This is a genomic window from Yokenella regensburgei (genome assembly GCF_051486985.1).
GTDB lineage: Bacteria > Pseudomonadota > Gammaproteobacteria > Enterobacterales > Enterobacteriaceae > CBFFRJ01.
The window spans coordinates 52,965-65,606 of sequence record NZ_JAHVDV010000014.1 but is presented as its reverse complement, the minus strand read 5'-3'; the positions used below and the strand labels follow the sequence as shown (position 1 = coordinate 65,606).

At 50.9% G+C, this 12,642-nt stretch carries 8 protein-coding genes; all 8 read left to right on the top strand.

From position 1 onward, the window contains the following. Window positions 1-110: 110 nt before the first annotated feature. Window positions 111-1,856, top strand: a complete 1,746-nt coding sequence (gene dnaG / locus KXR87_RS11695) for a DNA primase (protein ID WP_437432413.1) — start codon at window positions 111-113, stop codon at window positions 1,854-1,856. Between the two features lie 158 nt (window positions 1,857-2,014). Continuing rightward, entirely contained in the window at window positions 2,015-3,853 is a 1,839-nt protein-coding gene (rpoD, locus tag KXR87_RS11690) for an RNA polymerase sigma factor RpoD (RefSeq protein WP_437432412.1), read from the top strand. Between the two features lie 570 nt (window positions 3,854-4,423). After that, complete coding sequence (locus KXR87_RS11685; protein WP_437432411.1) at window positions 4,424-5,392, top strand: KpsF/GutQ family sugar-phosphate isomerase; 969 nt, start codon at window positions 4,424-4,426, stop codon at window positions 5,390-5,392. A 73-nt stretch (window positions 5,393-5,465) separates the two neighbouring features. Continuing rightward, entirely contained in the window at window positions 5,466-6,617 is a 1,152-nt protein-coding gene (locus tag KXR87_RS11680) for a capsule biosynthesis protein (RefSeq protein WP_437432410.1), read from the top strand. Between the two features lie 34 nt (window positions 6,618-6,651). Then, window positions 6,652-8,328, top strand: a complete 1,677-nt coding sequence (locus KXR87_RS11675; protein WP_437432409.1) for a polysaccharide biosynthesis/export family protein — start codon at window positions 6,652-6,654, stop codon at window positions 8,326-8,328. Between the two features lie 106 nt (window positions 8,329-8,434). Further along, window positions 8,435-10,459, top strand: coding sequence for a capsular polysaccharide biosynthesis protein (locus KXR87_RS11670; protein WP_437432457.1), 2,025 nt, complete (start codon window positions 8,435-8,437; stop codon window positions 10,457-10,459). A 16-nt stretch (window positions 10,460-10,475) separates the two neighbouring features. Then, entirely contained in the window at window positions 10,476-11,732 is a 1,257-nt protein-coding gene (locus KXR87_RS11665; protein WP_437432456.1) for a capsule biosynthesis protein, read from the top strand. 218 nt (window positions 11,733-11,950) lie between these two features. Then, on the top strand, window positions 11,951-12,622 hold the full coding sequence (locus KXR87_RS11660; RefSeq protein WP_437432408.1) for a hypothetical protein: 672 nt from the start codon (window positions 11,951-11,953) through the stop codon (window positions 12,620-12,622). The last annotated feature ends 20 nt before the right edge of the window (window positions 12,623-12,642 follow it).

Here is a 12,642-nt window from a genome sequence, read left to right as displayed (position 1 = left end):
CTGAGGGCTTAAGCTCTCAGAACAGACAGAGTTGTAGTTGAAAGGCCGTGCTTCCGAAAGGAATGCGCGGCTTATTTTCGTTTATGAATTGTTAAAAATGAATGGGGCATATGGCTGGACGAATCCCACGTGTTTTTATCAATGACCTGCTGGCACGCACGGACATCATCGATCTGATCGATGCGCGGGTGAAGCTGAAAAAGCAGGGCAAGAACTGGCACGCTTGCTGCCCTTTCCATAACGAAAAAAGTCCTTCCTTCACCGTGAACGGTGAAAAACAGTTTTATCACTGCTTCGGCTGTGGGGTGCACGGCAACGCTATCGATTTTCTGATGAACTACGACAAGCTCGAGTTCGTGGAAACCGTCGAAGAGCTGGCGGCCATGCATAACCTGGAAGTGCCTTATGAAGCAGGCAGCGGGCCCAGTCAGATAGAGCGCCACCAGCGGCAAAGTCTCTATCAGTTGATGGATGGTCTGAATGCGTTTTATCAGCAATCCCTGACGCATTCTGCAGCGGAACCGGCGCGCCAGTATCTGGAAAGACGCGGTTTGAGCAGCGATGTCATCGCCCGTTTTGCGATTGGTTACGCCCCTCCCGGCTGGGACAACGTCTTAAAGCGTTTTGGTGCAAACCAGGAAAATCGTCAATCTCTGATTGATGCGGGCATGCTGGTCACTAACGATCAGGGGCGTAGTTACGATCGCTTTCGCGAAAGGGTGATGTTCCCCATCCGTGATAAACGCGGTCGGGTGATAGGTTTTGGTGGGCGCGTTCTGGGTAACGACACGCCTAAGTACCTTAACTCACCAGAAACGGACATTTTCCATAAAGGTCGTCAACTGTATGGCCTTTATGAAGCCCAGCAGGCGAGTGATGAACCTCAACGGCTTCTTGTCGTCGAAGGGTATATGGACGTCGTCGCGCTGGCGCAATATGACATTAACTATGCGGTGGCGTCGCTGGGCACGTCTACAACGGCGGATCACATACAGCTGTTGTTTCGGGCGACCAAAAACGTCATTTGCTGTTACGACGGCGATCGGGCAGGTCGTGACGCCGCCTGGCGTGCGCTGGAGACGGCGCTGCCATACATGAACGATGGCAGGCAGTTGCGCTTTATGTTTCTGCCTGACGGTGAAGATCCGGATACGCTGGTGCGTAAAGAGGGCAAAGCGGCTTTTGAAGCACGAATGGAGCAGGCTCTGCCCCTTTCAACGTTTCTGTTTAACAGTTTGTTGCCGCAAGCCGATCTGACAACACCGGACGGCACAACGCAGCTTGCTGCACTGGCGCTGCCTTTGATTAGCCAGGTACCCGGCGAGACACTGCGCATTCAGTTGCGTCAGCTGTTAGGCAACAAGATTGGCATTTTCGACGATGCTCAGCTTGATCGTTTAATGCCAAAACAGGCAGAAAATGCCGCGCCGCGCCCGGGTCCTCAGCTAAAACGCACAACCATGCGTATACTTATAGGGTTGCTGGTACAAAGCCCTGAACTGGCGCCTCTGGTGCCACCGTTGACGGGTCTTGATGATTCAAAAATGGCCGGACTTGGCTTATTTGCAGAACTGGTCAACACTTGTCTGTCACAGCCTGGTCTAACCACCGGACAACTGCTCGAACAGTATCGCGGCACAAAAGAAGCCGCGACCCTTGAAAAACTGGCCACGTGGGACGATATAGCAGATAAGGACATTGCAGAAAAAACGTTCACCGATGCGCTCAATCATATGTTCGATTCGATGCTTGAACGGCGGCAGGAAGAGTTGATAGCTCGCGACCGCACACACGGCTTAAGCAGCGAAGAACGCCGGGAACTCTGGCAACTAAACCAGGAACTGGCAAAAAAGTAAATTCAACGGCTTAAGTGCCGATAATCGTTCGGGAAGCGCCCGACAGCCGCACTGAGAGGCAGCGGCAAAAATATAAGTAAGCCCTCGTTACACCAAGTTGGCGGTTTCATTTCGCTAACCGACACCAACCCTCTTGAATTAAGTGTGGATACCGTCTTATGGAGCAAAACCCGCAGTCACAGCTGAAACTTCTTGTCCAACGTGGTAAGGAGCAAGGCTATCTGACCTATGCCGAGGTCAATGACCATCTGCCGGAAGATATCGTCGACTCCGACCAGATCGAAGACATCATCCAAATGATCAACGACATGGGCATTCAGGTGATGGAAGAAGCACCGGATGCCGATGATCTGCTGCTTGCCGAAACCTCCAACAACACTGATGAAGATGCTGAAGAAGCTGCTGCACAGGTTCTGTCGAGCGTTGAATCTGAAATCGGCCGCACGACTGACCCGGTGCGTATGTACATGCGCGAAATGGGGACAGTTGAGCTGTTGACCCGTGAAGGCGAAATTGACATCGCCAAACGCATCGAAGATGGGATCAACCAGGTCCAGTGTTCTGTTGCCGAGTACCCGGAAGCGATTACTTATCTGCTGGAGCAGTACGACCGTGTTGAAGCTGAAGAAGCTCGCCTGTCTGACCTCATCACCGGCTTTGTCGATCCTAACGCTGAAGAAGATTTAGCCCCAACGGCGACGCACGTGGGCTCTGAGTTGTCTCAGGAAGAGCGTGATGACGACGAAGACGAGGATGAAGAAGACGAAGAAGAGGAAGATGACAACAGCATCGACCCTGAGCTGGCACGTGAAAAATTTGCCGAGCTGCGCGCGCAGTATGAAAAAACGCGTGACACCATCAAGGCAAAAGGTCGTAGCCATGCTGATGCCGCTGCCGAAATTCTGCAATTGTCTGAAGTCTTCAAACAGTTCCGCCTGGTACCAAAGCAGTTTGATTACCTGGTAAACAGCATGCGCGTCATGATGGATCGCGTTCGTACGCAAGAACGTATCATCATGAAAATGTGTGTTGAGCAGTGCAAGATGCCGAAGAAAAACTTCATTACGCTCTTCACGGGTAATGAAACCAATGAGACCTGGTTTAACGCCGCGCTGGCTATGAACAAACCCTGGTCTGAAAAACTGCACGATGTCGCGGAAGATGTTCAGCGCAGTCTGCAGAAACTGCAGCAGATCGAAGAAGAGACCGGCCTGACCATTGAGCAGGTAAAAGACATCAACCGTCGCATGTCCATTGGTGAAGCGAAAGCCCGCCGTGCGAAGAAAGAGATGGTAGAAGCGAACCTGCGTCTGGTTATCTCTATCGCCAAAAAATACACCAACCGTGGTCTGCAGTTCCTGGATCTGATTCAGGAAGGCAACATCGGTCTGATGAAAGCGGTTGATAAGTTTGAATACCGCCGTGGTTACAAGTTCTCGACCTATGCAACCTGGTGGATCCGTCAGGCGATCACCCGCTCTATCGCAGACCAGGCGCGTACCATCCGTATTCCGGTGCATATGATTGAGACCATTAACAAACTCAACCGTATCTCCCGCCAGATGCTACAGGAGATGGGTCGCGAGCCGACGCCGGAAGAGCTGGCTGAACGCATGTTGATGCCGGAAGACAAAATCCGCAAAGTGCTGAAAATTGCCAAAGAGCCAATCTCCATGGAAACACCAATCGGTGACGATGAAGATTCGCATCTGGGTGATTTCATCGAGGATACCACCCTCGAGCTGCCGCTGGACTCTGCCACCACCGAGAGCCTGCGTGCTGCAACGCACGACGTGCTGGCTGGCCTGACGGCCCGTGAAGCGAAAGTGCTGCGTATGCGCTTCGGTATCGATATGAACACCGACCATACTCTGGAAGAAGTGGGTAAACAGTTCGACGTGACCCGCGAACGTATCCGTCAGATCGAAGCGAAGGCATTGCGTAAACTGCGCCACCCGAGCCGTTCTGAAGTGCTGCGTAGCTTCCTGGACGATTAACCGTCTGTAGCACCACGCTAAGCGCCACCCTCTGCGGTGGCGTTTTTTTTTGCCTGCTTTTTGGGTTGTAACCCTGTCGCCAGTAGTTACTACGCTAAACTATTGAAACTCCATTCATCTATATTAATTTTCTATATATATAGTGCGTTGTGCGCTGAGGTAATAAACATAATGGCCGACGAAGATATATTAAATTAAGTGGCTGTAATTGAAGTAAAGATATAGCGTATGGCCTTTCTCAAATGTGCAAAAAATCTTTTACCTGCGCCCCGTCAGGCATTATCACCCCGCTGACGATTGCACAAGCTATTAATTCTGGTAACCCATACCCTGTTGAGGTTGTGTATAAATGCCGCTTGTGCTAAAAAGCATGGCAAATAGAAACAGTCCCCATTTCCATAGCATCAACGAACCCAGACAACGGTCACCCCGCGGTGGCAGGGTATTTTTTTGCATTTCTCTAAAACGACTGACAACGGATAAGTAGATACTGAATCGGTTGTTGTGACGGCGCGCCTGTTAGCAGTGATTGGGTTACCGTCACGTTGAAAAATTCAACAGGAAAAAAAGATGGATTTTAATTTGAAAACGGAAACAGGTGAGCAGGCACTTATCGCCAGTGTTCGCAACACGTTATCAGAACAAGCCGATGCATTGCGCCATCTTTCCGAGGTGATCAATGCGGAAGAATATGAGACCGCATTGCGTTTGATGGTGGGCTGTAAAGGCCACGTCATTGTCTCCGGAATGGGTAAATCCGGGCATGTCGGGCGTAAGATGTCAGCCACCCTCGCCTCCACCGGCACCCCCAGCTTCTTTATTCATCCTGCAGAAGCGTTCCACGGCGATTTAGGCATGATCACCCCGTACGATGTGCTGATTCTTATCTCAGCCAGCGGTGAAACGGACGAAGTTCTCAAATTAGTGCCGTCGTTACAAAATTTTGGCAACAAAATTATCGCTATCACCAATAATGCGCACTCCACGCTCGCCAGACATGCCGATGCAACGCTTGAACTTAATATGACAAGCGAAACCTGTCCCAATAATCTGGCACCCACCACGTCCACGACACTGACGATGGCTATTGGCGATGCGCTGGCAATTGCACTGATTCGCGAGCGTCACTTTAAACCTGATGACTTTGCCCGTTATCATCCGGGCGGTTCACTGGGTCGCCGTTTACTGACCCGCGTGGCAGATGTCATGCAGGCGCATGTGCCTAATGTAGAAATTAACGCCACTTTCCGCCAGATCATCCAGGAATTAACCAGCGGTTGTCAGGGTATGGTGGCAGTGAAAGCAAATGGCAAGCTGGCCGGTATCATTACCGACGGCGACTTACGTCGGTATATGGAAAAATGCGAAGATTTTGTTAACGCGACCGCCGAAGTCATGATGACGCGTAATCCGATCACCATGCAACAAAACGCGATGATCACGGAGGCGGAAGAGAAAATGACAAAACACCGTATCTCTACGCTGCTGATCACTGATGACAGCCAGGATGTAGTTGGTTTGGTTCGAATTTTCGACTAATACACGCCTGATCATAAGACCCATTCAGTATCCCCCTTCAGCGTCCTGTTGGGGGCTAAACGTTGAAAGTGACATGTCTACACAAAAAGTAAAGCTGCTGGCTTCCTCGTTACGTGCGCGTACAGCCAAAATTAATCTCGCCTGGGTCCAGCAACACCTTGCATGGATTGTTATCGGTGCCCCTATGGCGCTGCTGATCGTCTATCTGGTTGTCTTTAGTCAGCCCCGTTACATGAGTGAGTCGAAGGTCGCCGTTAAGCGCCCGAGTGATATCGAAGGCGCCAGCCTGAACGTAGGTCTGCTGTTAGGTGCCTCTAACCCCAGCTCTGCTGAAGATTCACTTTATTTAAAAGAGTACATTAATTCAGCGGACATGCTGAAGGTGCTTGATAAACAGCTCAATTTCCACGATGCCTGGAGTAAGAGCGGGCTGGATTTTATCTATCACCTGTCGAAAGACACCACTGCAGAAAAATATCTTAACTATTACCGCGACCGTATATCCGTCACCTTTGATGATAAAACCGGTTTGCTTGCCATTCAGACACAAGGTTTTGACCCTGAATTTGCTCAGCGTTTTAACCGGGCGGTACTGAAAGAGTCCGAACGTTTTATTAACGAGCTCTCGCATAGTATTGCCCGCGATCAGCTGAACTTTGCTCAGGAAGAGCTGCAACAGGTACGCGCGCGTCTTGATAAAAGTAAACAGGAACTGCTGACCTACCAGAACCAGAACAACATCCTCGATCCGGAGGCTTCTGCAACGGCGGCAAGCTCCCTGATCATGACGTTGCAGGGCAAAAAAATTGAGCTGGAAGCGCAACTGCGCAACCTGTTGAGCTATCTGCGTGAAGATGCCCCGCAGGTGATCAGCACGCAAAACGCTATTAAAGCGCTGCAAGCACAGATTGATGCAGAGCAGAGCAAAATCACCGCACCAGGCACCAATAAGCTCAACAGCATGGCGGCGGATTTTGAAGAGATTAAAGCCCGCGTCACCTTTGATACCGAGATGTACACCATGGCGATTAAAGCCATTGAAAAAACCCGTCTCGAAAGCGCCCGTAAGCTGAAAGTGCTGTCGGTTATCAGTTCGCCACAGCGCCCGGAGGAGTCCACCTTCCCTAATAGTGGCTACCTGCTGGCAAGCTGGCTGCTGGTCTGCTGCTTACTTTTCGGCACCATTAAGTTGCTACTGGCCGTGATTGAAGATCATAAAGATTAATTTTGACGCATCGTTGAGTTTACAGAGTTTAAAAATGAAATTACTGAAAACGGTACTGCTGCTTTTGGCTTGCCAGACGGCATACGCGGCAGGTCCAACTGACATCACCGCCGATCCAGCCCTGACCGGAGCAGCTCCATTGCCTTCGCTCATCTCAGGAAAAACAGAAGAAACCCAGGTTGCGTCCGGTTTCGACGACACACCACCGCCCGTGGCGGCTGCGCTGCCAAGCCGTATGTTTGGTGCCCAGCTGTTTACCTCTATCAGCGCGGCTTCAGGCGCTGGACTGGGCTTTAACCCAGGGTATGTGATTGGCCTCGGCGATAGCATCCAGGTCCGCCTGTGGGGCGCATTTGAATATGATGGCGCGCTGACCGTGGACCCGAAAGGCAACATTTTCCTGCCTAATATCGGCCCGTTGAAAGTCGCCGGGATGACCAATGCCCAGCTCAACAATGCCGTCACGCAGAGAATCAAACAGGTTTATACCGCCAATGTGAACGTCTATGCGTCATTGCTGCAGGCGCAGCCGGTAAAAGTCTTTGTGACCGGCTATGTGCGCAGTCCGGGCCTGTATGGCGGCGTCGCATCTGACTCCCTGCTCTCTTACCTGAGCAAAGCCGGCGGCGTTGACAGCGAACGCGGAAGCTATGTCGATATCACCGTGAAACGCGGCAAAAACGTCCGCTCGCGTGTGAACCTCTATGACTTCCTGCTCAACGGCCAGTTAGGTCTCACGCAGTTTGTAGATGGGGACACTATCATCGTCGGCCCGCGCCAGCACACTTTCAGCGTGGAAGGTGATGTCTTTAACAGCTACGACTTTGAGTTTGCCAACAGCTCTATTCCCATCACCGAAGCACTGAGCTGGGCACGCCCGAAACCGGGTGCGACCCACATGACCATTATCCGTCAGCAGGGCACCATGAAACGCAGTGAATACTACCCGCTGAGCTCTGCACCGGGCCGCTCGTTGCAGGACGGCGATCGTCTGATTGTCAGCTCCGATCGCTATGCAGGTACGATTCAGGTACGTATCGATGGCGCACACTCTGGCGAGCATGCTGTGGTGCTGCCATACGGCGCCACCATGCGCCAGGTGCTTGCACAAATTCGTCCGAACAGCATGTCGCAAATGAACGCGATTCAGCTTTACAGAACGTCCGTCGCCACGCGTCAGAAAGAGATGCTGAACCTGTCGCTGCAAAAACTGGAAGAAGCGTCGCTCTCAGCCCAGTCGTCGACGCAGGAAGAAGCTCGCTTACGTATTCAGGAAGCGCAACTGGTCAGCCGTTTCGTGGCAAAAGCCCGCACGGTGGTGCCTAAAGGTGAAGTGGTGCTCAATGAGAGCAACATTGATTCCGTTTTGCTGGAAGATGGCGATGTCATCATGATCCCGGAGAAGACCTCACTGGTGATGGTACATGGCGAAGTCCTGTTCCCGAATGCCGTCAGCTGGCAGAAGGGCATGGACGCAGACGATTACATCAAAAAATGTGGTGGTCTGACGCAGAAATCGGGGAATGCGAAAATCATCGTAATTCGTCAGAATGGCGAATCGGTTGATGCTGATGACGCCGGAGATCTGCGCGCTGGCGATGAAATCATGGTTCTGCCGAAGTACGAATCGAAAAACATCGAAGTGACACGTGGGATCTCTACCATCCTGTATCAACTGGCTGTAGCTGCCAAAGTGGTACTGACGCTGTAATCCATACACAGCTTATGCCTCCTCCGGGCGACCCCGGGGAGGCCTGATAATCCTCTCTGGATTATTTTCTGGAATGAATAACAAGTTAATGGAGCCAATGAGCAGCGTGCTGGGCATTTTTTCTGGGGGTATCTGGCGCATTCCTTACCTGGGGAGTTTTCTGCCCGGCGAACGCGTGCGCTTATCGACGCTGAAAGCGATTCCTGAAAATGTCAGCGCGGTGGCCGTCTGGGGTTATCGTCCAAGCGCAGAGAAACCCACCGCTCTGGCTAAGGCAGCAGGTGTGCCTGTTGTGCGCCTTGAGGACGGGTTTATCCGTTCTGCTGGCCTGGGCGTCCAGGGTTGCCCTCCCCTGTCGATGGTCATCGACTATGCGGGCATCTATTACGATGCCTCCACGCCCAGTAGCCTTGAACAGCTGATTCAGGACAGCGCCGGCAATCAGGCCCTTTCGCAAGAAGCGCAGGCCATGATGCACGCCATCGTTGACCAGGACTTGTCTAAATATAATCAGGCCCCGCCTTTTGTCGCCCCCGACCCGATGCCCGATGCCGTACTGGTCGTTGATCAGACTTTTGGCGATGTCTCGGTGACGAAAGGCAATGCCAGCGCAGAGAGTTTTCTGCAGATGCTGGAATGCGCGAAGCAGGAAAACCCGAACGCTGAAATCTGGGTGAAAGTTCACCCGGACGTCTTGTGCGGCAAAAAAAGCGGCTATTTCAGCGCCCTAAAAGCCGACGCGCGGGTGCGTCTGTTTGCTGAAGATGTCAGCCCACAGTCGCTGCTGCGTCATATGCGAAAAGTGTATGTTGTCACCTCGCAATATGGTTTTGAAGCCCTGCTGGCGGGCAAGACCGTGGTTTGTTTTGGTCAACCCTGGTACGCCGGCTGGGGACTCACGGACGACCGCCATCCGCAGGCTAACGCCCTTGCCGCTCGCCGCCAGCCTGCATCACTCATCGATCTCTTCACCGCCGCTTATCTTCGCTACAGCCATTATCGCCACCCGGTGACCGGCGAACCCGCATCGCTGGGTTGCGTGGTGGACTGGCTCAGCCTGCAGCGTCGCCATACGCTTGCCCGTCGGGGCGTTCTGTGGGCGCCTGGTCTGAGTTTATGGAAAACAGCCATTCTCAAGCCTTATCTGAAGACCGCTGAGAATGAAGTTCGCTTTGCCAGACAGTGCCCGCGCGCGACCGCGCTTATCGCATGGGGCACGCGCGGAGAAGCTAAATGGCAGGCTCAGGCGGACGCACAGGGCATAGCGCTATGGCGCATGGAAGACGGTTTCATCCGCTCATCCGGCCTGGGCTCTGATCTGCTGGCGCCTTTGTCACTGGTGCTTGATAAGTGCGGTATTTATTACGATGCTTCACGCCCAAGCGATCTGGAAAACTTACTCAACGCAAGCCAGCTCTCAGCGCGTGAGTCAGCACGCGCTCATGCCCTGCGTTTACAGCTGGTACGCCACAAAGTCAGCAAGTACAACCTGGGGAATGACTGGCAACTCCCGGCGCAGGCCGCGGGTAAGAAAGTCATCTTAGTGCCGGGTCAGGTAGAGGATGACGCGTCTATTGCTACCGGCGCGCTCTCAGTGCGTACCAATGGCGATTTGCTTCGCACGGTGCGCCAGCGTAACCCGGATGCGTTTATTGTTTTCAAACCGCACCCGGATGTGCTGGTCGGTAACCGTAAAGGGCAGGTCCCGGCCGAAGACGTGGCACGCTGGGCTGACTGCCAGGCGCTGGATGCAGATATTATTCAGTGCATTCAGCATGCCGATGAGCTACATACTATGACATCGCTCTCCGGGTTTGAGGCACTCATGCATGGCAAGAAAGTGTACTGCTACGGAATGCCTTTCTATGCTGGCTGGGGATTGACGTCGGACGAGCACCGGCTGGCTCGTCGTACCCGTCAGCTCAGCCTTGATGACCTGGTCTGGCAGACATTAATAGCCTACCCGACTTATATTCATCCGCAGCGTTTAACGCCAATGACGGCTGAAGAGGCCGCGCTTTGGCTGATTTCCGCTCCTCGCGGTGAAATGAAAATAACGCCAAGAAAAATCGGCCGCTTAGCCCGGCAGTACCGCAAAGTAAAAATGTTCTACAAAGTCAGATTTGGATAGGGTGCAACGGAAGATGATGCAAAATAACACCGTTAAGACACTGCTCGCAGGGAAGAAATATCTGCTGCTACAAGGACCCATGGGCCCCTTCTTTAATGATGTTGCAAACTGGCTGGAAACGCTTGAACGCGAAGCGGTGAACGTCGTGTTTAACGGTGGGGATCGATTCTACTGCCGCAACCGCCCCTATCTGACTTTTACCCAAACGCCAAAAGAATTCCCGGCCTGGCTGAAAGAGACCTGGAAAGACTATGCGTTTGACACCATTCTCTGCTTTGGTGACTGCCGTCCGCTGCACCAGGCCGCTCGCGCCTGGGCCAAATCGAAAGGTATCCGTTTTCTTGCTTTTGAAGAAGGCTACCTGCGCCCCCACTTTATTACGGTGGAAGAAGGTGGCGTCAATGCCTATTCACCGCTGCCACGTGATGCGGAGTTTTACCGCAATTTACCGGAGCTTCCTCCTGCTAATGTGCAGGAACTGAAGCCCTCTGCACGTAAACGTTATTTTCATGCCATCTGGTATTATCTGGTTGGCTGGAACTATCGACATGAGTTTGCGAAATATCGCCATCACAAATCCTTTTCACCCTGGTATGAAGGCAAATGCTGGATCCGTGCCTCCTGGCGTAAATACTGGTATGGCTTTAAAGAGCGTAATGTTATCGACACGCTACGCACGACACTGGATCAGCGTTATTACCTCGCCATTTTGCAGGTTTATAACGACAGCCAAATCCGCAACCACAGCCCGTATGCCGATGTTCGCGACTATATTAATGACGTGATGTTCTCTTTCTCACGCAAAGCACCGGTAGACGACGTTCTGGTGATTAAGCACCACCCTATGGATCGTGGTCATCGTCTTTATGGTCCGTTAATAAAACAGCTTGGCAAGAAGTATGGGATTACAGAGCGTGTTATTTACGTGCATGACCTGCCCATGCCTGAGTTGCTGACTCACGCCAAAGCAGTAGTGACTATCAACAGTACGGCAGGAATTTCAGCGCTGATTCACAACAAACCGCTGAAAGTGATGGGGAACGCCCTGTACGACATTAAAGGAATGACGTATCAGGGACATTTGCACCAGTTCTGGACGGCCGATTTTCAGCCAGATATGAAGTTGTTTAAGAAGTTTCGTGGGTATTTGCTGGCAAATACCCAGATTAATGCGGTGTATTATGGGGAAAAAATAGACAGCATGAATGCAGACACTCCGCTAAAATTTAACTTAAAAAATGCTGGCCTTACAAACTTATATACAGAAAAATGAGCATTAACTTTTAAATTTTATTATATATAACACAAGGTTATCTTAAGTAAATGGCTATACTCATCCGAAGGAAAGTGATGGTAAACCAAGAACAAAAGCTAAGCTTAATCTAGTTTAAAAACACTTCACAATGTAATAGCGGTACTAAAAACCGTTATGAGATTGAACATTAATACACTTCGTGTAGTATAACATCAGAAAAAATTCGGAGGTTTAATATGCAAGAATGCCTTTACGAGGACGATGAAAATTTAGTGCTTTTCCAAAAAGGAACTTCCGATTTTCTATTGATAACCTTTAACCATATGGGTAAGCCCGGCAGAAGAGCCTTTTGGGGTCAAGATGTTGCGGAGAAATTAGGTATAACTTGTATTGGGGTTGTCCCTAAACATCCTCACTGGTATCCCTATAACGACGTTCAAAAATTTCTATCTAATATACTTAAAATTTCAGAGAATTATAAAAAAGTCATACTTTATGGATTTTCAATGGGTGCATACGCATCATTGAAGTTTTCATCTGCGCTAGGGGCAACGACTGTTCTTTCATTCAGTCCCCAAATATACATAGACCCGGACTTAATACAAAATTTCGACAAACGTTATGAAGAGCATTTTGATGCTGATAATCACAGTGGCATGAAAATATATGATGGCGACTGTATTTCCAACCCCTTCATTTTTTATGACCCTGAATTCAGTGTGGACTTGCAGCACATTCACTTGCTTCCTAAATCCTGTAAACCATTATTAATTGAAACGCCAAATTGTGGTCATAATTCGATAAATGCAGTATTGGGAACTGAAAAATTTGGGAAATTAATTTCGTTAATTATTTCAGAAGACAATCCCCAGAGACTGATACAAAAAAACATACATGGCTGGTCTTAATTAATAAGTCGCCAATATGG